This is a genomic window from Geminicoccus flavidas, assembly GCF_009806515.1.
Taxonomy (GTDB): domain Bacteria; phylum Pseudomonadota; class Alphaproteobacteria; order Geminicoccales; family Geminicoccaceae; genus Geminicoccus; species Geminicoccus flavidus.
The window spans coordinates 1-389 of the sequence record NZ_WUJP01000654.1 but is presented as its reverse complement, the minus strand read 5'-3'; the positions used below and the strand labels follow the sequence as shown (position 1 = coordinate 389).

Below are 389 nucleotides of genomic sequence, written 5' to 3'. Positions count from 1 at the left end.
ACTTCCAGGCCTTGATCTTGCTGGAGCGGTTCTGCACCGGCGCGTACCAGTCCCGCTTCGGGATCATCAGGTAGTAGCCGAACTTGGACTTGCCGCCCTTCTTGCGCACGCCGTCACGGATGGTCTTCATCGCCGTGATCAGCTTGTCCATCTCCTTGATCTCGTCCCAGACCTCAATGTCGATGACGACATAGTCCCACTTCTTCTTCAGGATCTGCGGGACGATGACGTTCTTGAGCTGGGAGATGTTGGGCTTGCTCTTCGACTTGCCGCCGAACAGCTCGCCTTCGTAGAAGATCTTGATCGTGCTGAGGCCACAGCCCTTCAGATTCGGCTTCTTGTTGTAGCGGAAGCCCTCGAAGATCGGCTTGTCCTTGGCCTCGGCTGGC

Annotated in this window: 1 protein-coding gene; it reads right to left on the bottom strand. The window is 57.3% G+C overall.

The features are described 5' to 3' along the window. A partial coding sequence (locus EQG76_RS18600; protein ID WP_159715872.1) for a hypothetical protein occupies positions 1 to 389 on the bottom strand: 389 nt, incomplete at both ends.